Source organism: Paenibacillus sp. FSL P2-0136 (assembly GCF_037975325.1).
Lineage (GTDB): Bacteria > Bacillota > Bacilli > Paenibacillales > Paenibacillaceae > Paenibacillus_AQ > Paenibacillus_AQ silagei.
In genome coordinates, this window is sequence record NZ_CP150244.1 from 2072797 (window position 1) to 2099402 (window position 26606).

Sequence of the window (26606 nt, forward strand, 5' to 3'; positions counted from 1 at the left end):
GCGTCAAGAAGTTTGTGTAAAAGAGTAGAAGTGCCTCCCCCGGGTTACGGGTTGGGATGTAGTGTTTCTGGGGGGAGGGGGAACCCCGACTCCCAGAAACTGGATTTCTCTGTTACGCCTCTTCCGGTGTGGGCAAAGAGGGGTAGCGTGTTTCGAATAGCTCTTTTAGCTTCTTTTTAACGGCATCCACTCCAAAGCCTTGGGCGACCCGCCCTGCATGACGTTCATTGTATTCCAGCATCTCCAGGTACACGATTTTCTCTGCGGCATCCATGTTTGTCAGACTGTTCATCGGTTTCAGACGCTTGCGGATTTCCTTGTTCATCCGCTCGATGGGGTTCGACGTGTAGATCGCTTTACGGATCGACAGCGGATAGTTGTAGAACGTCAGGAGTGTGGATAACTGTTCCTCCCAGGACCTCATTTCCTTCGGATACAGCTTGTTCCACTTCGCTTTGACCGTATCAAAGTTAGCCCGGGCGACCACTTCATCCGGTGCCGTATATACGGTTTTCAACGCCTCCATGACATCGGTTTTGTGCTCCACCCGAATTTTATGAAACGTGGCCCGCACTTTGTGCACTACGCAATGCTGTACATCCGCCTGAGGATAGGTCTCTTTAAACGCCGCATCCAGTCCCGGTAGCCCGTCAAACACACCCAGCAGGACTTCCTGCGCTCCGCGGTCGTACAGGTCTTTGAGTACCTCCCGCCAGCCATTCGAACTCTCTTGGCCACCCACGTAGAACCCGAGAATTTGACGCTGGCCCTCCTCGTCAATTCCCATCGCAAAGTAGACCACTTCACCACGAACCGTGCCCCGTTTCAGCTTCACGTACAGCCCATCTAAATAGATGACGGAGTACCGTTTGCTCAGTGGCCGTTTCTGCCACTGGTGGATATCGTCTAGCACCGTAGCCGTAATATTGCTGACCGTGGTGGGGGAGTAGTGGCTGCCAAACATACTTTCAATGAACCGGGCCACATCCCGCGTACCCATGCCCGATTTATACATTTGGATGACGGCCTCTTCTAACCATCCGTCCCGCCGCTGGTACGGCTCAAACAACTGCGTCTGGAAAAGGCTTTGGCGGTCCCGGGGCACCTGAAGATCCTCGATATGGCCGTATTTCGTGTGTAAGTCTCGCGTATAGTAGCCATTGCGACTATTGCTGGCGCCGGCTTCTTCACTCTCCATAAACCCCTGGATTTCGGCGCGCAACAGGCGTTCCATGTTGTCTTTCACAAAATCTTTAACAAGTTTTTCAAATAGATTATTCAGCGAACTTTCGGGTAAAATATTCATTGGTAGGGTTCCTCCTTGGTGGTTTCGCAATCCCGAGGATACCCTACTTTTTTGGTGCCTGACTAGGCTCCAAATCTTGGTACACAACTTACTTTACGCCATCAAGGTTGGGAGTGCACGTGCCAAATGTAATCGGAAAACCGAACATAATGCGCACGTGCAAGGTATGCAGACTAAATGTGTGTGAAAAACCGAACACAATGCGCATGTGCGAGGTATGCGGGCCAAATGTAGGCGAAAAACCGAACATAATGGGCAGTGGCGAGGTGTGCGGGCCGAATGTATGCGGAAAACCGAATACAATACACGCGTGCGAGGACACGTTCGAGGTATGCAGGGCGACTGTATGCGAAAAACAGGCATGACAAGAAAGAGGCCTTGTCACCCCCAGGAATGAAAATAAGTCGGGTGCATCAGTCGCATCCCGACTTTTATTTTCGTATTAAACCGAACACAATGTGCACGTGCGAGGTGCGTGGAGCTAAATGTATACGGAAAAACAAATACAATATGTAGGCGCAGGGTGAGCGTGCTGGATGTGTGCGAGGGTCTGAGGTTTACAGGATTCCCCTGTAACTTCCACCACTTAAACAGCGCAGCGGGCGGACTGATTGTGGAGAAGCGGCAGCGTTCGCCTTTGTGTCCGGATTTTTACCGTTTAGGGGAATAAATAAAATCTGGAGACAACAGCGATCGGAACAACAGTCCGTTTGCGGAGCGTCCATTATAGATCCCACAGCGCTCCATCCTCGGCCCAGGCTCTTGGATCTCAGACATCGCTCCTCCCTCGGCCCAGGCTCTTGGATCTCAGACAGCGCTCCATCCTCGGCCCAGGCTCTTGGATCTCAGACAGCGCTCCACCCTCGCCCCAGGCTCTTGGATCTCAGACAGCGCTCCATCCTCGGCCCAGGCTCTTGGATCTCAAACAACGCTCCATCCTCGGCCCAGGCTCTTGGATCTTAGACAGCGCTCCTCCCTCGCCCCCGCACATTTTACACCCCGTTGATAATCGCCGCCGGAACTGGTATTTTGCCGAAAATGCAGGTAGAGTGTTCTCATGGACATAAACACGAGGGAAGAGGACCGCCGCAGATGAAACCATTCCGCATTCGACTTACCATCATACTTATGGCACTGATAGGAATATCAATGACCGGGGCCGGAATCACCATGGCTCAGCTGTTCAAGGATTCGCATATTTCCGTGCTGGAAGAGAACATGTCCCGGGAAATAAAGCTGCTCTCCGGCACCTTCTCATTCATGGATACCAGCAGCCCGGATGCCCTGAACTACTATACCGATCAGGCCCAGAAGATCTCTGAACTGACCGGATCACGTGTCACCTTCATTACGAAGCAAGGCCGGGTCATTGGGGATTCGGAGAAGAATCCGCGTGAGATGGACAACCACTCTACCCGCGAAGAGGAGCTGCTGGCCGCGAAGGAAGGGATTGGCCGGGCGATCCGTTACAGCGATACATTAGACCGTGAAATGATGTATGTGGCGGGTTCTGTGTCCTCCGATCAGGGCTTTGACGGCTATATCCGGTTGTCGATGGGGCTCGATACCGTATCCGAAGGACTGAACCGGGCGTGGATGATCATGGCAGGGGGGCTGGTGCTGCTGTTCATTGCCGCAACCTTGGTGAGCTACAAGGTGGCTTCCAGTATGACCTCACCGCTGGAGCAGATCACCAGAGTGGCGCGGCGGATTACTGATCTCGATTACGATGCCCGGGTGCCCATGAAGCGCAAGGATGAGATCGGCCAGCTGGCTACAGCCATCAACGCGATGGCCGACAGTCTCCAGGCCCAGCTGAAGACTATCCGCGACAATGAGGACCTGCTGCAGAGCGTACTCGACAATATGACCGGCGGCATCGTGATGATCAATGCTGAAGGGGAGATTGCCCTGCTCAACCGGGCCGCCGAACGGCTGCTCGATGTGAAGCACAGCGAGATGACTGGACATTCCTATAAGGAGATTAAGCATCATTATGAGCTTACCCGGCTGATTGATGATGGAGTGTCCGCGGGTGAACCTATTCACGAGGAGCGCAGCATCTATAATCCCGTGGAGCGGATTGTGCGTCTGGATGGGGTGCCGATGATTCAGGATGGCTGCTCCCGGGGCATGCTGTTCCTGCTTCAGGAGGTTACAGAGATCCGCAGACTTGAGAAAATGCGCAGCGAATTCGTCGCTAATGTCTCCCATGAGCTTAAGACCCCTGTCGCTGCGGTAAAAGGCTTCGCCGAGACCCTCCTGGGCGGGGGGGTTACGGATGAGAAGACGGCGCGTTCGTTCCTGCAGATTATTTACGATGAGAATGAACGTCTGAACCGCCTGATCGGCGACATCCTGGAGCTGTCCAAAATCGAATCCAAACGCGTTCAGCTGGAATGCTCCCCGGTTCATCTAATCGAATTCTTCGACTCCGTGCTGGAGACGCTCAGCAAGGTAGCGGAGAAGAAGAAGATTACACTTAGCTCGGATGTGCCTGCGGAGCTATTCATTGAGGGAGATGAAGACAAGCTTCGCCAGATCTTCATGAATCTGCTCTCCAATGCGATCAACTACACCCAGGACGGGGGGAATGTCAGAGTCACCGCAGTGAGCATCCAGAAGAAGGATGGCACCGAGAGCGTACGCTTTACAGTCAGTGATACGGGGATGGGGATTCCGCGCAAGGATCTGCCCCGGATCTTTGAACGCTTTTACCGGGTGGACAAAGCCCGCTCCAGAAGCTCCGGCGGAACCGGCCTCGGTCTATCCATCGTGAAGCATCTGGTTGAGCTGCACCGCGGGTCAATTAACGTTGAGAGCGATCTGGGCATCGGCAGCTCGTTCATCCTTGAACTGCCGCTGCTGCAGGAAGAGAATCTATAACCCTGCGGATCATAACGGATCAATAGAGAATAAATTTATGATTTTACACCAAGTTAACATTGTGGTGCTATGATGTGCATGTGTGCAGTTTTGTAAAATTAATAACCTATAAAAGACGGGGGAACCTATGGCACAACGATTGCTTGTCATTGAAGACGAACCGACACTGGCCCGGCTGCTGTCGTACAACCTGACACAGGAAGGCTACGAGGTGACGGTGGAGGATCATGGAACGGCAGGATATGACCGTGCGACTAGAGAACCTTTTGAATTGATCGTACTGGATCTGATGCTGCCCGGCATGAACGGCATTGACATTCTGGATAAATTACGTGGACAAGGCATCCGCACACCGGTTATTGTGCTGACGGCCAAGAATGCGGAAGAGGATGTCGTCCGCGGGCTGAAGTCCGGGGCGGATGACTATATTACGAAGCCCTTCGGCGTATCCGAGCTGCTGGCGCGGGTCAGCGCTGTACTGCGGCGGATCTCCGGTATTGCCGAAGAAGCTCCGCCCGAGACGGCGGTGTCTGCATCGACGATTATTCTCGGACAGCTGGAGATCTACCCCGAGCGTTATGAAGTCTCGCTGGGCGGACAGAGCATCAATCTGCGGCCGAAGGAATTTGAAGTACTGCTGTATCTGGCCCGCAAGCCGGGCGTTGTCCTGACACGGGATGATCTGATGAATGCGGTCTGGGGCTTCGACTATATCGGAGGCCAGCGTACCGTCGATGTGCATGTCAGCTCCCTGCGCAAGAAGCTGGAGCTTGACCCTGAATCCGTGCATATCGATTCCATCCGCGGCGTGGGCTACAAGCTGGTTGTCAACAAGAAGAGAACACCGGTCATTTAACATGACGGTGTTCTTTTCTCACAAGATAAGGAACTTCTCCTCCGGCATTGTCTAACTGTACAAGGATTTTTACACTGCGTTAACAATTCTCTGGAGCTCTATTTACACTGAAAGCTTATCATGGGGAACGAAGATGATGAGAAGGAGACAACAGAAACTAATGAAATCCATCATTGACATAGAGAAGCTAGATCTCTACTATGAGTCATTCCATGCCCTGAAGAAGGTGGATTTGCAGATTCCGGAGAAGCAGGTGACTGCGTTTATCGGACCCTCCGGCTGCGGGAAATCCACCCTGCTGCGTACCCTTAACCGTATGAACGACATGATTCCCGGAACACGTATTGAAGGTAAAGTGAATATCGGCGGCAAAAACATCTACAGCGACGAGATTGAAGTGGAGAGTCTGCGCAAGCAGGTGGGGATGGTGTTCCAGCAGCCCAATCCTTTTCCCAAGTCGATCTATGATAACGTGGCTTATGGCCCGCGTCTGCACGGTGTGAAGAGCAAAGCCGAGCTGGATGTCCTGGTAGAGCAAAGTCTGCGCCAGTCTGCACTCTGGGAGGAAGTGAAGGATTTCCTCAAAAAGTCGGCCTTAAGTCTGTCCGGAGGCCAGCAGCAGCGTCTCTGTATTGCCAGAGCCCTTGCCGTACAGCCGGATATTCTGCTGATGGATGAGGCAACGTCTGCGCTCGACCCGGTGTCCACACTCAAGATTGAGGAACTGGTCCAGGAGCTGCGGGATAAGTATACGATTGTAATGGTCACGCATAATATGCATCAGGCCGCCCGGGTATCGGGACGCACAGTATTTTTCCTGAACGGTGTTATTGTGGAGGCTGCGGACACGGAGCTGCTGTTCTCGAACCCTAAGGATTCCCGCACAGAAGACTATATTTCCGGCCGCTTCGGCTAAGAATGGCTGATTCGTAAGTCTTAGGTTCACTCTTGTTCACCCGATATGACCAAATGTTTGTGAGGAGGATCACTTTCGATATGATTCGCAGAAAAGAATTCGATAAAGATCTGGAAGAACTGCGCTCTCTGCTGCAGCAGATGGGCGAGCATGTAACGGATGCCCTGGATGGTGCGATATTGGCCCTGCAGACCCTTGATACGGTACGGGCTCAGGAGATTGTCAAAGCCGACCTGCGGCTGAACGCCATGGAAGACCGGATTATGGAGATCGGCTCGCGGCTGATCATCACCCAGCAGCCGGTGGCGAAGGACCTGCGGCGCATTATTGTAGCCTTCAAAATCTCCAGCGATCTGGAACGTATGGGCGATCTGGCACTGGATGTAGCCAAGGTAACGATGCGCATCCAGGGACAGCAGCTGATTAAGCCGCTCGTGGATATTCCGCGCATGGCTGAGCTTGTTACGATCATGACCACGGAGGCTATTCAGTCTTATCTGGACGAGAATACGGATCTGGCCTACAAAATGGCGCAGGATGACGATCAGGTCGATGGACTGTACAGCGCGATGATTAACGAACTGTATACTTATATGGTTCAGAAGCCTGAGACAGTGAATCAGGCGATGCTGCTCACACTGGTTGGCCGTTACATTGAGCGGATTGCCGATCATGCCACGAATATTGGCGAGAGTGTAGTGTATCTGGTTACAGGTAAACGTCCGGATTTGAACCAATAACAGTATAGACTGCCAGAGGCAAGCCTTCATTCCGGGGGCTTGTTTTTTATTTGGCATAAAGCGGCGATTCGTGGCAGAGCCATTTCGTCTTGGTGCGGAGCATATGTTACTATGTAAGGAGAAAGCAAGAAAAAGGCGAGGTGCTAGTGTGGACAAGCTGATACTCATTGATGGAAATAATATCATTTACCGGGCGTTCTTCGCCATGCCGCCGCTGACGAATACAGCGGGACAGCAGACGAATGCGGTATACGGTTTCACGACGATGCTGCTGCGTCTGCTGGAGGAGCATAAACCGACACATATGATTGTGGCCTTCGACGCGGGGAAGATTACCTTCCGGCATGAAGGCTATGAGGAGTATAAAGGCGGGCGCCAGAAGACCCCGCCGGAGCTGTCCGAGCAGTTCCCGCTGCTCAAGGAGCTGCTGAAGGGTCTGGGGGTTCCGCAATTCGAGATTGCAGGCTACGAGGCTGACGATATTATCGGCACCATCTCCAGGGAAGCGGATGCCGCCGGCCGTCAGGTGATGATTGTGTCCGGGGATAAGGATATGCTGCAGCTGGCTTCCGAGCATACCACCATAGCGCTGGTGCGCAAGGGAGTTACGGAAGTGGAACTTTACGGACCTAAGCAGATCCGTGACAAATATGATCTCACCCCAGAGCAGATCATTGATCTGAAGGGGCTGATGGGCGATGCCAGCGACAATATTCCCGGGGTGCCGGGAGTCGGGGAGAAGACAGCGCTTAAGCTGCTCCAGCAGTTCGGATCGGTGGAGGGCGTGCTGGCCGGAACCGGTGAGCTGAAGGGCAAGATGAAAGAGAAGCTGGAGGAGCACGCGGACAGCGCCGTCATGAGCAAAAAGTTGGCGACGATCTACCGCGAGGTTCCGCTTGAGCATACGTGGGAGGATATGGTCTTCAGCGGGATTAACACGGACACGGCTGGGCCTGCGCTCGCCAAGCTGGAATTCCGCTCGCTGCTGGAGCGCCTGTCGCTGAGCGCCTATTCACATGCGGCGGACGGCAGCCTGACGGGTTCCCCTGTGATGGAAGCCGAAGAGCTTAATATTACAATTGTTGACGAAGACGGAATAAGCGAGCTGGTTCAGGCACTGCCGGGCATCTCCGCCCTGCATGTGGAATCTAACGGGGAGAACCCGCACCGTGCCGAAGTGATCGGTCTGGGGCTGTCTTCGCCGGAGCAGCATTACTTTGTGCCTTTTGCCCTGCTGAAGAGTAAGGCGGCAGCACCCCTGCGGGACTGGCTCGGTGACGGGCAGGCGCCGAAGAGCGGGTATGATCTGCACCGTGCCGATTTGGCGCTGCATTGGCAGGGGATTGCTTTTGCCGGAGCCGCTAACGATGTTCAGCTGGCCGCCTACCTGCTGGACCCGACCGAAGCCAGCCAGAATCTGAATGACCTGACCACGAAATACGGCCTACCCCGCTTGTCGCCGGATGAGGATGTCTTCGGCAAAGGGGCCAAATATAGAATTCCTGAGCTTAAGATTCTCGGTGAGCATGTCGCCCGTAAGAGTGCGACCGTGCTTGGCATTGTACAGAAGCAGCAGGAGGAGCTGGACAAGACGGACATGACCGGTCTGTTCCAGGACCTGGAGATGCCGCTGTCGCGGATTCTCGCCGATATGGAGAAGCAGGGCATTGCTGTTAACAAGGATGATCTCGTCCAGCTCGGCAGGGAATTTGAAGCCCAGATCTCCCGGCTGGTCAGTGAGATCTACTCCGCTTGCGGAACCGAATTCAATCTTAATTCTCCGAAGCAGCTGGGCGAGGTTCTGTTCGTGAAGCTGGGTCTGCCGGTCGTGAAGAAGACGAAGACCGGGTATTCGACGGATGCCGAGGTACTGGAAAAGCTTGCGCCTTATCATGACGCTGTGCGCCTGATTCTGCAATACCGTACCATTGCCAAGCTGCAATCCACGTATGTGGAAGGCCTGATGAAGGAAATCTCGCCGGAGACCGGCAAGGTACACACCTTTTACCGGCAAACGATTGCGGCCACGGGCCGGCTCAGCAGCCAGTTCCCGAACCTGCAGAACATTCCAATCCGGCTCGAAGAGGGCCGCAAGATCCGTAAGGTGTTCGTGCCCTCCGAGCCGGGCTGGTCGATTCTGGCGGCGGATTACTCGCAGATCGAGCTGCGTGTGCTGGCGCATATCTCAGGTGATGAGCGGATGAAGGAAGCTTTTGTCGAGGATATGGATATTCATACTAAGACCGCCATGGATGTATTCGGCGTTCCTGCCGAGAGTGTGGACAGCAATATGCGCCGCTCCGCCAAAGCAGTTAACTTCGGGATTGTGTACGGCATCAGCGATTACGGGCTGTCTCAGAACCTGAACATTCCGCGTAAGGAAGCGGCCCGGTTCATTGAGCAGTATTTCGAGGTGTTCCAAGGTGTGCGCCGTTACATGGATGATATCGTAGTCGAGGCCCGTAAGCAGGGGTATGTGACTACGCTGCTGGAGCGGCGCCGTTATCTGCCGGAGATCAATGCGAAGAACTTCAATCTTCGGTCCTTCGCAGAACGTACGGCGATGAATACGCCGATTCAGGGAACCGCTGCGGATATTATCAAGCTGGCCATGGTTCATATGGACAAGGCGCTGCATGAGCGCGGCCTGAAGAGCCGGATGCTGCTCCAGGTACACGATGAGTTAGTATTCGAGGTGCCGGAGGAGGAGCTGGAGCAGATGAAGCAGCTGCTGCCCGAGGTGATGGCCGGAGCGCTGCAGCTGTCTGTTCCGCTGAAGGCAGAGGTAAGTTATGGCAGCAACTGGTACGAAGCGAAATAGGCTCCCCGCACATGGCAGATATCCGGTATAATGGAGTGGAGGTGAGCCATGATGCCGGAATTGCCGGAAGTCGAAACAGTCAGAAGAACACTTAATGAGTTAATTACAGGCAAGCAGATAGAGCATGTCACCGTCCGGCTGCCGCGGATCATTCAGCGCCCGGATGATATTCAGGCCTTTGCCCATATGCTGGCAGGCCATACAGTGGTAACGGTTGAGCGCAGAGGCAAGTTCCTGCGTTTCGTATTTGACGGGCTGGTGATGGTCTCCCATCTGCGGATGGAGGGCCGTTACGGGGTGTACCGTGAGGGCGAGCTGCTGGACAAGCATACGCATGTTATTTTCCATTTCACAGATGGGACGGAGCTGCGTTATACGGATGTGCGCCAGTTCGGGACGATGCATCTGTTCCAGCCGGGAGAGGATCTGCAGCTGAAGCCGCTGAACAAGCTGGGGCAGGAGCCGCTGGATGCCGATTTCACGCTGGAACGGTTCAAGGAGATTGTCGTTAAGCGGAGCACCAAGATCAAGCCGCTACTGCTCAATCAGGAATATATAGTAGGTATCGGCAATATTTATGTAGATGAGTCCCTGCACCGTGCAGGCATCCACCCGGAGGAGACCGCGAAGTCCCTCTCGGAGGATCAGCTGGCCAGACTGCATCATGCTATTGTCGCAACACTGACGGAAGCAGTGAATGCCGGAGGCTCCTCCGTGAAGTCATATGTCAACGGCCAGGGGGAGAGCGGGAGCTACCAGGATCAGCACAAGATCTACGGACGCAAGGATCAGCCGTGTGCCACCTGCGGCACGCTGATTGAGAAGAGTGTGGTCGGCGGACGGGGAACGCATTATTGTCCCAGCTGCCAGCCGGTACCTGTACTGATTCTGTAATATTTATTTAGAGTCAGCGCCGCATTTACAGCCCGTTTCCAGGCTAGTTACATCTGAGTTATAACCGTTATGTATAAAGGCAGGCACTTCCTGCCCGTCCCGCCCATATAATGTGTGAAGATTGCTGATTATGGCGAATCGGAGCTCCGGCTCCGGTTCTTCACGGGAGGGATTGCGGGTGCTTAGCCCATTGTTGTCACTGCTGTTGCTTGCGTTTGCGCTTAGTCTGGATGGATTTGGTGTAGGCATTACATATGGACTGCGTAAAATGAAAATTCCCCTGCTCTCCATTATCATTATCTCGCTCTGTTCAGGGGTCGTCATTTATGGTTCTATGCAGGTCGGCGTGCTGCTGGCAAAGGTAGTCTCCCCGAATGCCGCTTCCAGTGTCGGAGCGGTTATTCTCGTCTTAATGGGCTGCTGGTCCCTGTTCCAGATGCTGACACAGAAGGAGAAGGAGCAGGAAGAGGCTGCGCCCGGGCAGGAGATCAGGAGGGAGACGGCTGCTGCCGCACAGAGTGCTGAGGCAGAGCTGAAGCCGGCTGTATTCTCGCTGGAGCTTCGCCATCTGGGCGTGGTTATACAGATTCTCCGCACGCCTTCTTCCGCCGATATGGATGCCTCGGGGAGCATCTCCTCCATGGAAGCTATGATCCTGGGGATCGCGTTGTCGCTGGATGCCTTCGGTGCCGGCCTTGGTGCGGCACTGCTCGGATTCAGCCCGTGGTCCACCTCGCTGATGATCGCTGTATTCAGCGGGACCTTTTTGCTGATGGGAATGAAGACAGGACTGAGATTATCAGGCAGCTACTGGATGAAGCATGCCGCTGCGCTGCCCGCGATATTATTAATTGTAATGGGTATAATGAAGTTATTATGAGGTGAGTACATGATTATAGGCTTAACCGGAGGCATCGCTTCGGGAAAAAGCACCGTGTCTGCACTGTTTGTCCGCAAGGGAGCTGCACTGGTGGATGCCGATGTCATCGCCAGAGAGGTGATGCTCCCCGGGCACCCGGTGCTGGCGGCGGCGGTGGAGGCTTTTGGAGACCGCATTCTGCTGCCTGACGGTTCGCTGGACCGGGCAGGTCTTGGCGAGATTGTCTTCCGGGACCCGGAGGCGCTCAAGACACTGAATAACCTGACCCATCCGGCAATACGCAGGGAGATCAAGGACAGGATGTATACGCTTGAACAGGAGAATCCGCACCGGCTGGTCATTGTGGACATTCCGCTGCTCTACGAATCAGAGCTGGATTCCTTGTTTGATCAGATTATTGTGGTCTATGTTCCGAGGAGGGTGCAGCTAGCCCGCCTCATGGAGCGCAGCGGAATGAAGCTGGAACAGGCTGAGGACCGGCTGAGGTCCCAGATAGATATTGAACTGAAGCGCAGGAAAGCGAATTATGTGATCGACAATAGCGGTGATCCTGAATCTGCCGAGCTTCAGGTTGGACGTCTGTGGGACAGGCTGGGCCTGATATGATGAAGTGGCTGCGCAAAAAAAGAGTCCTGCTGCTGCTGTTCATAGGCTTCACCGCGATCCTGTTTCTTGGCTCCAACTGGATGTCATGGTTTTATCCCATTTATTATAAAGCAGAGATCCGCCAGCACAGCCAGACGTATGAGATGGACCCATTCCTGGTGGCGTCCATCATCCGTGTGGAGACCAATTATAAGACCGGCCGCGAATCCAAAAAAGGCGCACTGGGGCTCATGCAGCTCATGCCGGATACCGCCAAGTGGGCGCTCGAAAAGGCCAAGCTCCCCGAAGTGTCGCTGGAGCGGCTGAAGGAAGAGCCCTCCTCCAATATTGAACTGGGCACCTGGTATTTGTCTACGCTGTCCAAGCAGTTCGACGGCAACCGTATAGCGGTCATAGCCGCCTATAATGCCGGACCTGGTAAGGTGCAGAGCTGGTTGGATGAAGGGCAATGGGACGGAACAGAAGCCTCTGTGAAGGACATTCCGTTCGGTGAGACCCGTCACTACGTACAGCGTGTAATTTATTATTATGATCAATACACCGAGCTCTATAGTGAGTTCTAGGGTGCTTGTTACTTCTGCTGCTGTTATGTAAAAAGAAGCATCAAACGGCCGGAGGCCGTTCGATACTTCTTAGGCAAGCTTATGTCGTGTGAGCAGGTATTATTTGTACTGACCTGCCAGTTGCTGTTCAGCCAGGGTTACAAGACGTTTAGTGATGTAACCACCGATCGAACCGTTTTCGTAAGAAGTTTTATTGCCTTGGTATCCGTCTGGGGAGAGGGTGATACCTAGTTCCTGGGCAACTTCATATTTCAGTTGTTCCAAGGCACCGCGTGAGTTTGGAGCTACCAGGTTATTGGAGTTGTTATTTTGGCTCATTGCTGTTCACCTCCTATCGGTTGGTAACTGTATTATGTGCCGGACATGTCAGATTCATAACAACAAATAAACGGTGTTTTCTGGAAATTAAATGATGCCCGCATAGCCCTTGTGTATCAAGGGACGGGGCCTGACCATTCTAATGATGAGGAAGTGAAGAAGCTTATGAAATGTCCTTACTGCGACCACACCAATACCAAGGTCCTGGACTCGCGCCCGGCCAACGAGAATAAGTCCATTCGCCGCAGGCGGGAATGCGAGCTGTGCAGCCGCCGTTTCACCACCTTCGAGATGATTGAAGAGACCCCCCTGATTGTGATCAAAAAAGGCGGCAGCCGTGAAGAGTTCAGCCGTGACAAAATCCTCCGCGGCCTGATCCGTGCCTGCGAGAAGCGTCCGGTCCCTGTAGAGCGCCTGGAGGTCATCGTATCTGAGGTGGAGAAAAGCCTGCGCGGCATCGCTCTCGCCGAGATCGAGAGCCGCCAGATCGGCGAGCTGGTCATGGAGCAGCTCTACCCTGTCGACGAGGTAGCCTACGTCCGCTTCGCGTCCGTGTACCGCCAGTTCAAGGACATTAACATGTTCATGAAGGAACTGAAGGGACTGCTGTCCAAGACTGAGGAGCTGGACGGGCTGTAAGCTTTGCCGTTTAGAAGTGAAGGATTCGATTGGGGTAGTGGGGCTGGCCTTGAGGTTGAGAGGTCAGCTCCCGGGTGGAGCGTCTTGTATCAAAATTAATTTCGGAAAAGTGTTGACACTGAAAGCAGATTTCTGTATTATATAGAAGTCGCCTACGAAACACATTGATGAATAAGCGACTTGAGCTTCTCGCTCAGATCAGATTTTAGAATACATAATGTAATTCTAAATTGGAAAAATTGTAAAAAATATGGGGCCATAGCTCAGCTGGGAGAGCGCATCGCTGGCAGCGATGAGGTCAGGGGTTCGATCCCCCTTGGCTCCACCAATTTCATACGGACTCTTAGCTCAGTTGGTAGAGCAGTAGACTCTTAATCTATTTGTCCAGGGTTCGAGCCCCTGAGAGTCCATCACATGAAGAACGGCAGAGATGCCGTTCTTTTGCTGTTTCAGGGGATACGGATGATTAAGTGGGGGAATAAGCAAGAGTTGAGGTCTATTCCCGAACCGTGAACCCCCGAACCGTGAACCCCCGAACCCCGGACCCCGGACCCCAACTGCGAAATATGGTTTCCATCGATATCCTTCGGTTCAAAATGTGTCTAAAGGACTGCTACGGACCCCACAGCCCTTATGTTCTTTATTCAGCATAATTAAAAGGGCTAACGGACCATATCGCGCTTATTGCTTTTTCACCATCCATATATGAGATGAAATCTAGTAAATAGCGCCATCTGAGTCCGTAAGCTTGGGAAAATTGTGCTTTTTGTAGAAATAGGTGCGCCTCGGTCCGTTACAGCTGATTGATACCTCTACTTCTCACGCTCACAGCCACGGAATTCAAGTGTTTTTACCATATCAGCTTTATAATTCATGCTCCTAAACATACGTTAAACTCTAAGCTGATATGTCCGATAACGCTGCTGTCCTCCGGCCACATCCAGTAACTGTTGTTCGACCAAATGATGCAGAATTCGTCTGGAGTGCCTATCCGTTACCCTGAGATGCTTAGCAAGCTCGAAAGGTGTGAATGCCCTGAGCAGACGTCTTGCGTAACGAAGGGTCTCCGCTTCCAGCCAAGTTAATGTGGAAGAAACATCCGTCGCAATGAATTTGCCGATAAAAGACAACACCAACTGTTGACATTGCTTGGGTTCTTCGATAATCGAAGGATAAGCAATAGGAAGAAAAGTCCAACTATCAAGGGCCAGTAAGCAATGCCGGCGGCATAGATCCTTGAAGCGTCTGACATCCAGATCTCTGGCGTGAGGTCCATAGCCTTGAATCCCAATCCCGCCTTTTGCATCTCCAGGTATATAAGCCAAGTCCAGATAGCGGTACCCGTTATTGAAATCACGCACTTCCCATTCTGGAAACAAATGATCGAAATTACCGATTGCCGGAAACCATACCTTGCGGAGAAATTCAACTGTTCCGTGTCCTAATCCTTTGCTAAGTAGCTCCTTGCGCCTGTGGTTGCTCTCATTCTTCAGATTGCTAACTAACCATTCCTCGTACTGCTGCTCAAATCGCGGCATCCGTACTCCTCCTCGAACGCTCAACTTAGCGTTTATTTTTCCCGCAAAAAAGCCGCCTCAATACTCAACCCTCTCCAAGAATCTAACTCGGAAGGGGCAGAGCATTACAAGCGGCGTGTGCTTCACAACCTATGTTTCTTATTATAGCGCTACAAATCCAGGAATCAATAAGTAGTTACAGAGGTTCTAATCGTGCAGTATACTATAGAGGATTTATATTTTTGTTTTCTTTTATTTATTGTTTGCATGTATATTATCCTTAAATCCTCATAGGAGGCTGAAATCAAACATGCTTGTGCCAAAAAGAATGGATAAACAAACAACTAGTGAGCTAGCTGAAGATGACTATTCAATTGACGATATTCTGGAATCTGAAGGTATACTGACGCCTAATGAAGCAAAAAAACTGTACAATGAGGTTCGGAGAATGCGTGAGGAAGAATGAATTGATAAAAGGGGAGAGTCCGATGACCATGAATGAACAAGCCAGATTATTCAAAGTAACCTTAAGCGACTGGAACGGTGCGGTGCGTGGTCGGCCTACCCGGAAGATTGCAATTTCTGCAAAGGCGTCGCTGTACGATCTTGCGGCAGTTACGATTGAATCTTTTGATTTTGATCTGGATCATGCCTTTGGATTCTATGATAATCTCAAAAACTGGACACGCTCTGAGGAAGGCTATGAATCATTTGCTGATGTGGGGGCGGGGGATAGGTTTCCTGGAGTGCAAAAAGCGAAAATCAGTAAAGTTTTTCATACCCCCAAACAAAAGATGCTGCTCCTATTCGATTATGGCGATGAGTGGAGAATGATTGTTCAATATCTGGGAGAGACTGAAGTGAAGCCGGGACAAAAACTGCCTATGGTCACGGAGATCGAGGGAGAGGCACCGGATCAATATAGCGGTTTTGATGAAGATGAAGAGGATGAAGAGGTATAACTGGATATACGATCCAAATCGGACAGGTATTAAAATCACGGGTGCGGGAGCCGGAGAAATGATGGAGGAATTAATCCACGTTATCCGAAACATTCCGAACCTTTTTTTATTTACACACTAATTTACAAACCAACGGTCGGTATGTATAATCAACAGTAATCATATTTTAAATTAACCCAATCTTAACTATGTAAGGCAGAAGAGGAGAATAGCAATGAAGAACGCAGACCGGCGGAAGCAGACCATCCGGCAGTTGTTGGATGCAACGAAGGAATTGCTGCGGGACAAGAGCTGTCATGCCATCACCTTAAAGGATATTATGGAGCAATCGCAATTATCTAAGGGTGCGATATTCCATTATGTAAAGAGTAAGGATGAGATTTTTGCCTGGGTGCTGGAGGAGCGTCTTGACGCTGTGAATGATCGTTTTGAGGAGGAAGTAAGAGGCAGCATTGATAAAAGCTTCGACGGGCCGATGCATGCCATCGCCAGAAGTCTTGCCGGATTGGAAGACAGCCATGAAGCGACTAACAAGGTGCTTCTATACCTGCTGGGCAAGGAGAATGAACCGGCGGTAGCGGAGGTGCTTGAGCATTTTCATGAGCGGTCGGTGTCGGTCTCCAGGCAGTGGATTATCACGGGGCAAAAGTACGGGGTGATTAAAGAAACGGTGAACCCTGATGAGACGGCGGAGCTGTTCGTTCTGCTGTCATTAGGTCTGCGTGTGCGGGCGTCCCTGCGCGCCTCTTCCGGGACCCTTTCTGCGAAAGAAATATCCGGTTTTATGGCTGGTATTCTGAAGAATTGAGATGAAGCAATATGAAGTAACAAGAAGGGGTGAGGTCAAATGGTTCCTTTTATAGCGCTTATCGTATCCTTTTTACTGTTCCGGGGAATAGGTCTACTAGGCTTGACGTATTGGAATGACTGGCAAACCGCCCTTCAGTGGGCTGTAGCTGTGATGCTGCTTCTCGGAGCTTCTGCCCACTGGGGACGGCGGCGCTCCGATTTGGTAAGAATGGTGCCGCCTTTTTTTCCGCAGAAAGAATGGATCGTGACGGTTACCGGGATGCTTGAAATTGCCGGAGCTATCGGCATCCTGTTGCCCGCTTTCTCAGCAGCTGCTTCTGTGTGTCTGATTTTACTTCTTATTGCCATGCTCCCCGCCAATATCTATGCAGCACGCATGAATATGACAATCGGGGGCAAGCCTGTGCCGAAATTAGCGGTCCGCGTAGGGATTCAGCTCATTTTTATCACTGCAGTGCTGCTCGCATCCCCGCTGCTCTTCCTGCCTTAACTGTGAATAGACTCCAGCTCCTCTTTTACAAATTGCATCAAAAGCTTCTTGGATGAGGAGAGATACTCATCGTTGCGTGATTGCAGCAGGCCTACGGGAATGGAGGCTTCCTTCAGCGTGACCTGGAGTCTCACCACATTCGGCGGTAACGGCGTAGATTCGAGGACGGCTCCTATAGAAGCGATCATCTGGACGAAGCCCGCAATGGCAGAGATTTGACTTACGGTATGCAGAAAGGGAGTTTCGGTGTACCGGGAGAACTGCTTCGATAATTGGGAATGATATAGACAGGTAGCTCCCCCGGCAATGATTGGATAACCAAGCAATTCCTCGAAAGCGATCTCATCTTTTGCGGCCAAAGGGTGGTTGTTCCCTGCGATAAAAGATATCCGCTCCTGATACAAGGGTTCGAAGTGATAGGAAGATAGGTCAACAGGCTCTCCACAGATGGCAAAATCCAATTGATTCTGAAGCAGGGCATGTGAGAGCGAAGCGGTGTTACCGATCACAAAATGGCAGGATACATTAGGCTTATGCTCCATGAACCGCAGCAGTGACTTTGGTAGTATCTGCTCTGTCAATGATTCCAGCCCTCCTATCCTGAGCGTTCCGATCTCCTCTTTTTGCAGAGCTTTTGCCTGGTCCGCAACATAGTTCCAATGTCGGATCAGACTGTCGATCTCAGCGGCAAATATTCGCCCCGAAGCTGTAAGCTCAGAATCCCAGCCCCGTTTGAACAGCTTGATGCCCACTTCCTTCTCCAGACGTTGAACCTGATTGGTGATTGTGGATTGTGCGTAGTTCAGTTTGGCGGCTGCTTTAGAGAAGTTTCCTTCTTGCAGGACGGTTTGAAATGTAGTTAGTTCTTTTAGGTCCATTAGCAGATATCTCCATCGGATAATTTGAATTTATGTATCATTTAATTCAATTATACAGAATAAGAGGCGGGGAGTACAATGAAGTTACACTAGTAAAGGAGTGAAATAACATGCCTTTTGTCAGAGTCAGTTACTTGGAGAACAAATACGATGACCAACAGCTGCCTATCATTAGCCGCGAAATTATGAGTGCTCTAAGGGAATATTTTAACGTGCCGCAAGATGATTTCTTTCAGGTATTTCATGCCCATAAAGCTAGCGGATTTTATTACAGTCCGAATTACTTAAACATAGAGCGGAGTGATGGGTTGCTCTTTATTCAAATTACGCTGAAATCCGGGAGAAGCAAGGAGCAGAAAAAGGGCTTTTACAGCAAGCTGGCCGAAATGTTGTCGAGCACCCTGGGCATCAGGAAAGAAGACGTCTTCGTCGTGCTGGTCGATACAGAATTCGAGGACTGGACGTTTGGCAATGGCATCGCACAGATGATTGAATGAATGTTCATATAAGGAAGAGAGGTATTGGAATGAAGCATCGGAGAATTGCATCGAATGCTCTTGAAGCATTTGGAGACATTGCTCCTTCGTTCGCCCGCTATTCGGAGGAGGTGCTCTTTGGGGAGGTATGGAGAAGGGAACAATTATCGCTTCGGGAACGCAGTCTCCTGACGATATCGGCCCTGGTTGCCGGTGGACTTACCGAGCAGTTGCCCTTTCATATCCGTCTGGCCCTGGAGAACGGTCTATCCGAAGAAGAATTGATCGAGGCAATGACTCACCTCGCCTTTTATGGAGGTTGGCCGCGTGCCGCATCGGCGATACAGGTTGCCAAGGGGATTTTCGAGGAAATATAACCACAATTGCGCATGTGAGCGAAAGCTCCGTGCGCTTTTTTGGGTTTAGACAATTTTTTTGATAAGAGGTTAGAAAATCGCTGTTTTTTCATTTTTTTTAGAGCTATACCCCAATTAGGTCCTGATGAATCGGTTTTTGTCGAGAATTGTTAAGAGTTTGTTTAGAGCTGTCTGATAGAATGGGCGCAGAAATGAAATTTTCTAAGGGGGCAGATGCTAGACTCCAGCAGAACTTGCAATATAGCGCACAGGATGAATGAACAAGGGGGAACGATACATTTGTTTAAGGGTAAGGGATTGAAAAAATATTTCTCGTTGTTACTCGTGATCAGCTTGGTTTGGACCGGAGCCTTTCCGGTATATGCGGGTTCAACGGACAATGGTGAGGCAAGCTGGGACAATGTTGGTCCGCTGCCAGACGGCATCAACGTAAACGGAGTTGCTATAGGCTCAGATACTTTAGTTGCAGTGGGGGAAGCAGGAAGTATTGTTACCGCAAGCAGCCCTTCGACATGGGCTGTTCGTGATTCTGATGTAACCGAGGATTTAAATAGTATTATTTATAAGGGCGCAGGCGGCGAATTCGTTGCAGTCGGTGACAATGGGATCCTCCTAACGTCAACAGATGGCGTGTCCTGGACACCCTCCGATGGCTCCGCCGGTTTTAACTGGAATGGAGTCAGCTACGGCGATGGAACATTAGTTCTAGTCGGCGATTCAGGAATGATTATGATCAAAAATGACAATCGCCCTGACTGGGAGATCGTATTCTCAGCCACTAATGAGAATCTGAACGCTGTGGCTTACGGTAACGGTAAGTTTGTAGCGGTGGGTGATAACGGTACAGTGGTAATGTCCAAAGATGGATCTGATTGGACCAAGGTGACAAGTAAAACAACCAACAAATTGAACGGAATCACCTTTGGCGGCGGAATGTTCGTAGCGGTTGGTGCGTCTGGAACTATTATTACTTCTCCGGAAAGTTCGAAAGGCGCAGCAAAGGTCCTTGAGTCGAAAGTGAACCTGAATGGAATAACTTTCGGAAACAGCGTATTTATGGCCGCAGGAGATAGCGGGAAAGTGTTCTCCACTAGTGATCTGGGGCAGACATGGAAGCCTGAGACTTCAAACGCAACTGCTAATCTTAACGGCATTGTATTTTATCAAGTTCTTAATCAATTTATTGCAGCGGGTGATTCCGGAGAGATCATTATGTCTTATGTCATTCCTAACATCCCGCGGGTCCTCAGTCTGACTCCAGGGAATGATGAGACCGATGTAGAAGTAAATGCAAATCTGGAGATCATGTTTAATCAGCCGGTAGAGGCGGGAACTGAAAATATTTATATTTTCAAGGCTGCGGATACATCTACCCCGGTTGAAACCATCCCGGCGGATGACGCCAGCAGAGTAACAGTAAATCCAGCTACCAATACGGTAACGATTAATCCGGGTAAGGATTTTGATGCAGGGGCTAAATATGCCATTACAGTTGACGAGAATGCTTTCACTAACGGTGCAAGCGGAAATGCAGCAATCGCAGCGGCTGAGTGGAGTTTCACGACAGTTGCCGGACCAGGAGATACGGAAGCTCCGACTGTAAGTGATTATTTTCCTGTGCCAGGGGCGGTAGGAGTAGCCATTGACACAAATCTGACGCTCACTTTCAGTGAGGATGTAACGACAGATAGCGGCAACATTGTGATTTATGACAGTATGGACGAAGGAAACCTAATGGTAATTCCGGTTAACTCAGAGAATGTCACGGTTAAGGATAACGTGGTAACCATTGTTCCGTATGATGATTTTAAGTACAGTACTACGTACTTTGTAAACATCGATGAAGGAGCTTTCAAAGATCTAGCAGACAACGCTAACTCTTATGCAGGTATTTCGGACAAGGACACCTGGCAGTTCACAACAGAAGAAGCACCTGATACTACACCGCCGGTGGTGAGTGGTTTTTCTCCTAAAGATGGAGCAACGAATGAAGAGATTGGCACCAACCTTACTCTTACCTTTAATGAGGATGTACAGAAGGGTGAAGGCCAAATTAAGATAATCAACAGCACGAACAGCGAAGTTCCTCCTGTGACGATCCCTGTTGGTTCTGATGAAGTAATCGTTGACGGCAAAGTTGTAACGATTAACCCCGAGGCTGATCTGGATTATGGTGCAAGCTATTATGTCCAGATTGATAATGGTACATTTACGGATATGTCGGGCAACAGCTATGCCGGTATCACTAACAATACAACCTGGCGCTTTAGTACCACCAGCGAACCGGATACGACCGCGCCAATCGTAAGCACATACTCGCCTATGAATGGGGCAACAGAGGTAGCTATCGGAACTAACCTGGAGCTTGCTTTTAGCGAGAATGTACAAGCAGGGGAAGGCAGTATTGTTATCTACAACAACTCGTCTGACCAAATAGCGGCTACCATTGCTGCGAAGGACGTAAGCATTCTGAACAATGTAGTCACGATTAACCCGGCTGACAATCTGGAATATGGTACAAGCTACCATGTACAGATTAGCGGAGATGCTTTCGCAGATCTATCCGGCAACTTGTACTCCGGTATCGCAGACGACACCACGTGGCACTTCACCACAACGGCTGCGCCGGATACGACAGCTCCTGCATTAGAGCATTTTACGCCTGTAAATGGGGCAGCGGATGTAGCAACAGATGCTAATCTGACCCTTACCTTCAGCGAGAATGTAAAGGCTGGGGCAGGCAATATCGTCATTTACAATAGTGCGAATCATACACCGGCAGCGACGATTCCTGCGACTTCAGGGAATGTAACTATCCATAGCAATGTAGTGACGATTAATCCTACGGATGATCTGAAGTATGGTGCGAGCTACTATGTACAGATTGGAGCCGGGGCATTTACTGATCTCGCAGGCAACAGCTATGCCGGCAATGCAGAGAGCACAGTCTGGCAGTTCACAACTACAGATGCACCCGATCGGATCTCGCCAACGGTGATTACCTATTCGCCGGAGCCATGGGCCACAGAAATAGCAGTTAACGCGAATCTGACCCTTACCTTCAGCGAAAATGTACGGGCGGCGGCGGGTACTATTGAGATTTTCCGCAGCTTAGATGATAATCATCCGGTCTTGACGATTCCAACACTTTCGGATATGGTAACCATTCTAAATAATGTGGTCACCATTAATCCGGCTGCCAATCTGGAGCATGGTACCAGCTACTTTGTGCGGGTCTCTGAAGGAGCATTCACCGATAATGCAGGCAACAGCTATGCCGGTATTGCAGGCATTAACGCCTGGCGGTTTGTGACCACCAGTGCGCCAGATACAGCAGCGCCTGTAGTGACCTCTTACAGTCCGGCAGGCAATGCAACGCATGTGCCTGTATCGGCTGCACTCACATTGACTTTTAACGAGAATGTGCTTGCTGGAAAAGGCAATATTGAGATTGTAAATGCAGAGAATGGTGAAGTCGTTAAGTCGATTAAAGCGGACGACAAGACGCTAGTTTCGATTGCGAACTCAACCGTCAGCATCAACACGAACGGCCTGCTGAAGCAGGGCGGCAGCTATTACGTGCTTATACAACCGGGTGCTTTTACAGATGAAGCAGGTAACAGTTATGCAGGACTTGCGGATAGTAAGCTCTGGAGCTTCGCAATAGTTCCTATTCCAGTCACGCCAACTGAATCTCCTACACCGGCACCGGGCGGCGGTTCAGGATCAGGGGGAGGAGCACCGGCTCCGGTTCCAACACCAAGTCCTCAGACAGAAAGTATTAACGCAAACGTTGAAAACGGGGCTGCTCAAGGCTCCATGGTATCCTCCGTTGTCATTACCCGCACCAAGGATGCGAGCGGTGTGAAGAGTGATACCCTTACGTTCACATTGGAACAAGCCATCCGCGCGGTCAATGAGCTTAAGGCTGCCGGTTCGAGTATTGCCAGAATCATCGTGCCTGATAAGAATGATGAGGTGGCTGGAACCAGATTGACGATTCCGGCAGCTTCCAGCAAGCAATTTGCTGACAATCAGATCATGCTGGACCTATTCACAGTGAATGCTGAGGTGAAGGTGCCAGGCAGCTCGATGGCCGGATTCGGTACAGACATTTATTTCAACCTTGTTCCATTGAAGACATCGCAACAGAGCGCAGAGGTTGAAGCCCTTGCAAAAGCCCAGGTGCAAAGTGTATCCCGCGGTGCAACAGTTACGCTGGTAAGCCGTCCGGTAACGATTGAGACCAATCTGCAGAGCCGTCCGGTTACACTAGTATTGCCGCTTGGCAACTCTTCGTTAACGGCGGAGCAACTGAAGGCACTGGCGGTCTTCATCGAGCACAGCGACGGCACCAAAGAATTGGTCAAGGGAGAGATCGTACCTTTCGGCCAGACCGGAAAGTCAGGCATTCAATTTAGCATCAGCAAATTTAGTACCTTTACCGTTGTACTTGCACAAGATCCTGCGGTACAGGTGAAGGCGTATATGACGGGTTATGCCGATGGTACCTTCAAGCCAGGCAACAGCATCACCCGGGCAGAAGCGGCCAGCATCATTGCCCGCACCTTCAGCCATTCCGCAGTCACTGCTGGTGTAGCGTATTCCGATGTTCCTGCCGGACACTGGGCGGCAGAAGCAATCGGTCAAGTGACGCGAAGCGGCATCATGAAAGGTTATGGGGGCGGCAGCTTCAAGCCTAACCAGACGATTACAAGAGCCGAAATGGCGACCATCCTGTCACGCTTGATCACTAGTGCCCAAGACCATGCGGCTGGCTTCAGTGATATTGCCGGGCACTGGGCGCAGGCCGCTATTGAGCGGATGTCTCAGGCAGGGATGATTACCGGCTATCAGGACGGAACATTCCGTCCAGACCAGACGTTAACACGTGCGGAAGCCGTAACCATCATCAACCGTGCTCTGAAGATCGCTCCTCTGACCAGCGCAGCCCAGAAATGGGCAGATGTCCCGGCAAGCTATTGGGCATTCGGCAGCATCCAGGCAGCATCTGTAGATCATACTGCGGAATAAAATAAATACAGCACAAACGGCCCTTCCATCCGTCTTAGACGGGGAAGGGCTGTTTTGTGTGCGGCTGAAGCTATAGGCTGCCACGAGAGCACGTGGCCCCAATGTAATCGAAAAACCGACCACATTGGGCCGGCGTGGAGCGAGTGGCCCCAATGTAATCGAAAAACCGACCACATTGGGCCAGCGTGGAGCGAGTGGGCCCAATGTAATCGAAAAACCGACCACATTGGTCCGGCGTGGAGCGAGTGGGCCCAATGTAATCGAAAAACCGACCACATTGGGCCAGCGTGGAGCGAGTGGGCCCAATGTAATCGAAAAACCGACCACATTGGTCCGGCGTGGAGCGAGTGGGCCCAATGTAATCGAAAAACCGACCACATTGGGCCAGCGTGAGGCGAGTGAGTCCAATGTGGTCGAAAAACCGACCACATTGGTCCGGCGTGGAGCGAGTGGGCCCAATGTAATCGAAAAACCGACCACATTGGGCCAGCGTGAGGCGAGTGAGTCCAATGTGGTCGAAAAACCGACCACATTGGTCCGGCAGAAGGTGGCTCAGCGCTATCGGCGGTATCACCCGCCCGCCAGGGGACGTTGTTCCTGATTATGCTGGCCGCTACTTACTCCCCAACTCCCACCGCAGATTCCAGTGGTAACGCTGGTCCAGCTCCTCGTGCCCGCTGAAATACTCTACAAGCCGTTCCACGCTGAATCTTCCATCTGGCTGGCTCCGAAGCATGGCGATGGCGCACATCCCCTTATCGTTGTTATGCTCGTCCAGCTGCACCTTAATCTCCGGCCCGCCCTGCTGGCTGATGGTTATAACGGCGCCGGCTTGTGACCAGTTCGTAACGCCTTCATAGATAAAAGCAAAGATGACGATCCGGCTGATCTCGGACAGGTGATGTCCGTTAATCCGCAGATTCTCGCCTGTGACGATGGAGCCGGTGCGATCATCCCCGTCTAGGAGGATGTAGGGCGGCCGGTTTAAGCTGCCGAACGATTCGCCGAGTGCCTGGACCGTACCCTTAAGGCCGTTCTTCAGCTCGAACAGACAGCCGAGGTCCAGGTCAATGCCTCTGCTTCCGAACCACCCGGAGGATGGAGTCTGAAGCCAGTTAAGATTGATAAGAATCTCTCCTGCGGCTCCTGCTCCCTGCTGGAGACGGAGGGTCTCCCCGTGCCGCCTGAGTACGATGGTGTCCGGGTTCAAGGGCGAAGCGGAAGGAGCGGCTGGTGCTGCGGGAGGCAATGAATCGACCGGCTTAGGCCGTGACCGCAGCTCCGGAAGAACAAAGGGGGAGTTGCGGGCAGGTTCGGCTGCTCTGGAAGCTTGAACAACGGGCAATATATCCTTGACCTGTATTCCGTAACTGTGGCAGAGCGCGGCTAAGCCTCCCGCATAACCGGAGCCGACCGCGCTGAATTTCCATTCGTTCTGATATCTGTAGATCTCCCCTGCAACAATGGCCGTCTCCACGGAATAACCGCCGCCCAGGCGGTACTGGAGAAGCTCGGTTCCATCCGCAGCGTTCATAATGCGCAGATAGGGATCGGAGAGCAGCGAGAAGCTCTGCTGTCTTGATTCCGCCTCATAGATCGTCAAGGCAAAGGCAATCCGCTCAACCTCCGCAGGAATTAGACTAAGCTCTACAGCAATTTGTGTATCGTCAGCGGGTCCGCTATGGACTCGTTGCGCGGGCGGCAGTATCACTACAGACTGGTCCGAGGCCGCAGGATTGCCATAGAAAATAAGATCCTTCTCTGTTGCAACCTTCTGCGACGCGGTAAGTAAAAAAACGGAGAAATCAATCTCGACCCCGGCCCTTGCCTCATTCCAGCCCATGCCTACGATGATGCGGCCGAGGAGAGGATTGTCTTTGGTTAAGCTGCATTTTTGCCCCTTGATAAGCTCAAGTGTCATGAGAACCAGCCTTTCCTATGAGTAGTTCAAGCATGTATAAGTGCGGGTGGCAGACTCAGAATCTGCCCCGGCTTCCGGCATCCAGATTGGGACCATTCAGATCCGTCAGGCGCTCCAGGGATTGCTCGTAGATCCGTACAATATCCTGTATCTTCTGGAACTCGGGGTCCGAGGGGCCCAGGTTGTCCATGAACATGCGCTGTAGAATTTCTTGGTAAAAGGAGATACGGCTCCCCACCAGCTTGCATTCGTAGTCAATGACCTCTTCAATCGAGTGCTGCTGAACGAATTCCATCAGATCGTCTGCAGGATTACCGCGTGACTCGCGTTCATTGCGTGCGGCAACCGGCGCGCTGACATTATCCAGATTGACCGTGGAGCGTATGTCGGTGAACAGAATTCCTTCCTTGGCCAGCATCACCTGAAAAGGCTTGTGCTTGAACAGCTCCTGCGCAACTAGCGTACACATCGCCTGATTCCTCAGCAGCATCCCGTCAAACGGATGAAGCACCCACCCGCTGTCGTCCCGGAACAGGTTGAATGTAAAATACTCACCCCCATACTCATATCTCAAGTTGATCGCTGTCTCAGATGTAAGCTCGTATTGAAATGCATCCATTCTATTGCGCGCCTCCTGCTTCTACTTTGGATTTCTATTAGCATAGCAGAAAATGGGGAATCTTGGAGAGAGGATTTTAGCCTAAATGGAAGAACCT

At 51.6% G+C, this 26606-nt stretch carries 24 protein-coding genes and 2 tRNA genes; 20 read left to right on the forward strand and 6 right to left on the reverse strand.

The window, feature by feature from the left end; genetic code table 11:
- Positions 1 to 112: 112 nt before the first annotated feature.
- Positions 113 to 1306, reverse strand: a complete 1194-nt coding sequence (locus NYE26_RS08590; RefSeq protein WP_339249823.1) for an IS256 family transposase — start codon at positions 1304 to 1306, stop codon at positions 113 to 115.
- 1092 nt (positions 1307 to 2398) lie between these two features.
- On the opposite strand from NYE26_RS08590, the gene NYE26_RS08595 reads away from it, so the two are divergent.
- The 9 genes from NYE26_RS08595 to NYE26_RS08635 all read left to right on the forward strand — a co-directional run bounded on the left by NYE26_RS08595 (position 2399) and on the right by NYE26_RS08635 (position 12468).
- Positions 2399 to 4192, forward strand: coding sequence for an ATP-binding protein (locus NYE26_RS08595; RefSeq protein WP_339255133.1), 1794 nt, complete (start codon positions 2399 to 2401; stop codon positions 4190 to 4192).
- A gap of 127 nt (positions 4193 to 4319) precedes the next feature.
- On the forward strand, positions 4320 to 5048 hold the full coding sequence (locus NYE26_RS08600; RefSeq protein WP_036725566.1) for a response regulator transcription factor: 729 nt from the start codon (positions 4320 to 4322) through the stop codon (positions 5046 to 5048).
- Positions 5049 to 5208: 160 nt separating this feature from the next.
- Positions 5209 to 5964, forward strand: coding sequence for a phosphate ABC transporter ATP-binding protein PstB (gene pstB / locus NYE26_RS08605; protein ID WP_036725565.1), 756 nt, complete (start codon positions 5209 to 5211; stop codon positions 5962 to 5964).
- Between the two features lie 80 nt (positions 5965 to 6044).
- Positions 6045 to 6704, forward strand: a complete 660-nt coding sequence (gene phoU / locus NYE26_RS08610; protein ID WP_076082856.1) for a phosphate signaling complex protein PhoU — start codon at positions 6045 to 6047, stop codon at positions 6702 to 6704.
- Between the two features lie 148 nt (positions 6705 to 6852).
- Positions 6853 to 9525, forward strand: coding sequence for a DNA polymerase I (polA, locus tag NYE26_RS08615; RefSeq protein WP_339255134.1), 2673 nt, complete (start codon positions 6853 to 6855; stop codon positions 9523 to 9525).
- 51 nt (positions 9526 to 9576) lie between these two features.
- A complete protein-coding gene (mutM, locus tag NYE26_RS08620) occupies positions 9577 to 10419 on the forward strand; it encodes a DNA-formamidopyrimidine glycosylase (RefSeq protein ID WP_339257406.1) in 843 nt (280 codons plus the stop codon).
- A 178-nt stretch (positions 10420 to 10597) separates the two neighbouring features.
- Complete coding sequence (ytaF, locus tag NYE26_RS08625; protein ID WP_036725560.1) at positions 10598 to 11299, forward strand: sporulation membrane protein YtaF; 702 nt, start codon at positions 10598 to 10600, stop codon at positions 11297 to 11299.
- A gap of 9 nt (positions 11300 to 11308) precedes the next feature.
- Complete coding sequence (gene coaE, locus NYE26_RS08630) at positions 11309 to 11905, forward strand: dephospho-CoA kinase (protein WP_339255135.1); 597 nt, start codon at positions 11309 to 11311, stop codon at positions 11903 to 11905.
- On the forward strand, positions 11905 to 12468 hold the full coding sequence (locus NYE26_RS08635) for a lytic transglycosylase domain-containing protein (RefSeq protein ID WP_339257409.1): 564 nt from the start codon (positions 11905 to 11907) through the stop codon (positions 12466 to 12468). The genes coaE and NYE26_RS08635 overlap by 1 nt, the downstream gene beginning before the upstream one ends.
- A gap of 99 nt (positions 12469 to 12567) precedes the next feature.
- Here the strand turns inward: NYE26_RS08635 and NYE26_RS08640 are convergent, their stop codons facing one another.
- A complete protein-coding gene (locus NYE26_RS08640; RefSeq protein ID WP_036695868.1) occupies positions 12568 to 12786 on the reverse strand; it encodes an alpha/beta-type small acid-soluble spore protein in 219 nt (72 codons plus the stop codon).
- Positions 12787 to 12951: 165 nt separating this feature from the next.
- Here NYE26_RS08640 and nrdR point away from each other — a divergent pair, with 165 nt between their 5' ends.
- The 3 genes from nrdR to NYE26_RS08655 all read left to right on the forward strand — a co-directional run bounded on the left by nrdR (position 12952) and on the right by NYE26_RS08655 (position 13835).
- Positions 12952 to 13425 (forward strand): transcriptional regulator NrdR, encoded by a 474-nt coding sequence (nrdR, locus tag NYE26_RS08645; protein ID WP_036725557.1) that lies wholly within the window; start codon positions 12952 to 12954, stop codon positions 13423 to 13425.
- 252 nt (positions 13426 to 13677) lie between these two features.
- Positions 13678 to 13753: transfer RNA gene (locus NYE26_RS08650), tRNA-Ala, on the forward strand.
- A 9-nt stretch (positions 13754 to 13762) separates the two neighbouring features.
- A tRNA-Lys gene (locus NYE26_RS08655) sits at positions 13763 to 13835 on the forward strand.
- A 480-nt stretch (positions 13836 to 14315) separates the two neighbouring features.
- Here the strand turns inward: NYE26_RS08655 and NYE26_RS08660 are convergent.
- Positions 14316 to 14963, reverse strand: coding sequence for a transcriptional regulator (locus NYE26_RS08660; RefSeq protein WP_339255136.1), 648 nt, complete (start codon positions 14961 to 14963; stop codon positions 14316 to 14318).
- A 289-nt stretch (positions 14964 to 15252) separates the two neighbouring features.
- On the opposite strand from NYE26_RS08660, the gene NYE26_RS08665 reads away from it, so the two are divergent.
- The 4 genes from NYE26_RS08665 (at position 15253) to NYE26_RS08680 (ending at position 17204) form a co-directional block, all read left to right on the forward strand.
- Complete coding sequence (locus tag NYE26_RS08665; RefSeq protein WP_209874683.1) at positions 15253 to 15408, forward strand: hypothetical protein; 156 nt, start codon at positions 15253 to 15255, stop codon at positions 15406 to 15408.
- Positions 15409 to 15430: 22 nt separating this feature from the next.
- Positions 15431 to 15904, forward strand: a complete 474-nt coding sequence (locus NYE26_RS08670) for a hypothetical protein (protein ID WP_339255137.1) — start codon at positions 15431 to 15433, stop codon at positions 15902 to 15904.
- A gap of 214 nt (positions 15905 to 16118) precedes the next feature.
- The gene (locus NYE26_RS08675; protein WP_339255138.1) at positions 16119 to 16712 is read left to right on the forward strand and encodes a TetR/AcrR family transcriptional regulator; all 594 of its coding nucleotides are present in this window, start codon (positions 16119 to 16121) and stop codon (positions 16710 to 16712) included.
- A 39-nt stretch (positions 16713 to 16751) separates the two neighbouring features.
- Positions 16752 to 17204, forward strand: coding sequence for a hypothetical protein (locus tag NYE26_RS08680; RefSeq protein WP_339255139.1), 453 nt, complete (start codon positions 16752 to 16754; stop codon positions 17202 to 17204).
- Here NYE26_RS08680 and NYE26_RS08685 read toward each other — a convergent pair.
- Positions 17201 to 18082: a LysR family transcriptional regulator gene (locus NYE26_RS08685; protein ID WP_339255140.1), complete on the reverse strand. Its 882-nt coding sequence runs from the start codon at positions 18080 to 18082 to the stop codon at positions 17201 to 17203. The genes NYE26_RS08680 and NYE26_RS08685 overlap by 4 nt on opposite strands.
- Before the next feature lie 110 nt (positions 18083 to 18192).
- Between NYE26_RS08685 and NYE26_RS08690 the strand changes: the two genes are divergently transcribed.
- From NYE26_RS08690 to NYE26_RS08705, 4 genes are all read left to right on the forward strand, one after another.
- Positions 18193 to 18579, forward strand: a complete 387-nt coding sequence (locus tag NYE26_RS08690) for a tautomerase family protein (RefSeq protein WP_339255141.1) — start codon at positions 18193 to 18195, stop codon at positions 18577 to 18579.
- A 29-nt stretch (positions 18580 to 18608) separates the two neighbouring features.
- Complete coding sequence (locus tag NYE26_RS08695) at positions 18609 to 18935, forward strand: carboxymuconolactone decarboxylase family protein (RefSeq protein ID WP_036725472.1); 327 nt, start codon at positions 18609 to 18611, stop codon at positions 18933 to 18935.
- Between the two features lie 324 nt (positions 18936 to 19259).
- Positions 19260 to 23969 carry an Ig-like domain-containing protein gene (locus NYE26_RS08700; RefSeq protein ID WP_339255142.1) on the forward strand — a complete coding sequence of 1570 codons (4710 nt, stop codon included), beginning with the start codon at positions 19260 to 19262 and terminating at the stop codon, positions 23967 to 23969.
- 124 nt (positions 23970 to 24093) lie between these two features.
- Positions 24094 to 24570: a hypothetical protein gene (locus NYE26_RS08705; protein ID WP_339255143.1), complete on the forward strand. Its 477-nt coding sequence runs from the start codon at positions 24094 to 24096 to the stop codon at positions 24568 to 24570.
- Positions 24571 to 24582: 12 nt separating this feature from the next.
- On the opposite strand, the gene NYE26_RS08710 is transcribed toward NYE26_RS08705, so the two are convergent.
- Both NYE26_RS08710 and NYE26_RS08715 read right to left on the reverse strand, forming a co-directional pair.
- The gene (locus NYE26_RS08710; protein WP_339255144.1) at positions 24583 to 25890 is read right to left on the reverse strand and encodes a TerD family protein; all 1308 of its coding nucleotides are present in this window, start codon (positions 25888 to 25890) and stop codon (positions 24583 to 24585) included.
- Between the two features lie 55 nt (positions 25891 to 25945).
- A complete protein-coding gene (locus NYE26_RS08715) occupies positions 25946 to 26509 on the reverse strand; it encodes a hypothetical protein (protein ID WP_209874654.1) in 564 nt (187 codons plus the stop codon).
- Positions 26510 to 26606 lie beyond the last annotated feature (97 nt).

Excerpts from the sequence above, each read along its gene's own strand:
- NYE26_RS08590 (WP_339249823.1), bottom strand. The coding sequence starts at position 1,306 with ATGAATATTTTACCCGAAAGTTCGCTGAATAATCTATTTGAAAAACTT.
- NYE26_RS08595 (WP_339255133.1), top strand. The coding sequence starts at position 2,399 with ATGAAACCATTCCGCATTCGACTTACCATCATACTTATGGCACTGATA.
- NYE26_RS08600 (WP_036725566.1), top strand. The coding sequence starts at position 4,320 with ATGGCACAACGATTGCTTGTCATTGAAGACGAACCGACACTGGCCCGG.
- pstB (WP_036725565.1), top strand. The coding sequence starts at position 5,209 with ATGAAATCCATCATTGACATAGAGAAGCTAGATCTCTACTATGAGTCA.
- phoU (WP_076082856.1), top strand. The coding sequence starts at position 6,045 with ATGATTCGCAGAAAAGAATTCGATAAAGATCTGGAAGAACTGCGCTCT.
- mutM (WP_339257406.1), top strand. The coding sequence starts at position 9,577 with ATGCCGGAATTGCCGGAAGTCGAAACAGTCAGAAGAACACTTAATGAG.
- coaE (WP_339255135.1), top strand. The coding sequence starts at position 11,309 with ATGATTATAGGCTTAACCGGAGGCATCGCTTCGGGAAAAAGCACCGTG.
- NYE26_RS08635 (WP_339257409.1), top strand. The coding sequence starts at position 11,905 with ATGAAGTGGCTGCGCAAAAAAAGAGTCCTGCTGCTGCTGTTCATAGGC.
- NYE26_RS08640 (WP_036695868.1), bottom strand. The coding sequence starts at position 12,786 with ATGAGCCAAAATAACAACTCCAATAACCTGGTAGCTCCAAACTCACGC.
- nrdR (WP_036725557.1), top strand. The coding sequence starts at position 12,952 with ATGAAATGTCCTTACTGCGACCACACCAATACCAAGGTCCTGGACTCG.
- NYE26_RS08660 (WP_339255136.1), bottom strand. The coding sequence starts at position 14,963 with ATGCCGCGATTTGAGCAGCAGTACGAGGAATGGTTAGTTAGCAATCTG.
- NYE26_RS08665 (WP_209874683.1), top strand. The coding sequence starts at position 15,253 with ATGCTTGTGCCAAAAAGAATGGATAAACAAACAACTAGTGAGCTAGCT.
- NYE26_RS08670 (WP_339255137.1), top strand. The coding sequence starts at position 15,431 with ATGACCATGAATGAACAAGCCAGATTATTCAAAGTAACCTTAAGCGAC.
- NYE26_RS08675 (WP_339255138.1), top strand. The coding sequence starts at position 16,119 with ATGAAGAACGCAGACCGGCGGAAGCAGACCATCCGGCAGTTGTTGGAT.
- NYE26_RS08680 (WP_339255139.1), top strand. The coding sequence starts at position 16,752 with ATGGTTCCTTTTATAGCGCTTATCGTATCCTTTTTACTGTTCCGGGGA.
- NYE26_RS08685 (WP_339255140.1), bottom strand. The coding sequence starts at position 18,082 with ATGGACCTAAAAGAACTAACTACATTTCAAACCGTCCTGCAAGAAGGA.
- NYE26_RS08690 (WP_339255141.1), top strand. The coding sequence starts at position 18,193 with ATGCCTTTTGTCAGAGTCAGTTACTTGGAGAACAAATACGATGACCAA.
- NYE26_RS08695 (WP_036725472.1), top strand. The coding sequence starts at position 18,609 with ATGAAGCATCGGAGAATTGCATCGAATGCTCTTGAAGCATTTGGAGAC.
- NYE26_RS08710 (WP_339255144.1), bottom strand. The coding sequence starts at position 25,890 with ATGACACTTGAGCTTATCAAGGGGCAAAAATGCAGCTTAACCAAAGAC.
- NYE26_RS08715 (WP_209874654.1), bottom strand. The coding sequence starts at position 26,509 with ATGGATGCATTTCAATACGAGCTTACATCTGAGACAGCGATCAACTTG.